This window comes from Pseudoalteromonas sp. BSi20495, from assembly GCF_000241185.1.
GTDB classification, from domain to species: domain Bacteria; phylum Pseudomonadota; class Gammaproteobacteria; order Enterobacterales; family Alteromonadaceae; genus Pseudoalteromonas; species Pseudoalteromonas fuliginea.
The window spans coordinates 1-273 of record NZ_BADY01000004.1 but is presented as its reverse complement, the minus strand read 5'-3'; the positions used below and the strand labels follow the sequence as shown (position 1 = coordinate 273).

The 273-nt window shown below is 45.1% G+C and carries 2 tRNA genes; both read right to left on the bottom strand.

Features of this window, described 5'->3' with window-relative positions:
* Positions 1-42: 42 nt before the first annotated feature.
* Positions 43-118 (bottom strand) — tRNA-Ala (locus P20495_RS19300).
* Positions 119-168: 50 nt separating this feature from the next.
* Positions 169-245: transfer RNA gene (locus tag P20495_RS19305), tRNA-Ile, on the bottom strand.
* Between the last annotated feature and the right edge of the window lie 28 nt (positions 246-273).

Below are 273 nucleotides of genomic sequence, written 5' to 3'. Positions count from 1 at the left end.
TTAATGGCCCGATAAAGAATATTTATTTTTAAGAAGTAAAAGTGGTGGAGCTAAGCAGGATCGAACTGCTGACCTCCTGCGTGCAAGGCAGGCGCTCTCCCAGCTGAGCTATAGCCCCACATATGCTGGTACTTACTGTTTTAACCATCTTCTTGATTAGACAAGAAGTGGTGGGTCTGAGTAGATTTGAACTACCGACCTCACCCTTATCAGGGGTGCGCTCTAACCAGCTGAGCTACAGACCCAAAACAATAAGTGTTGTTCTCTTTACAA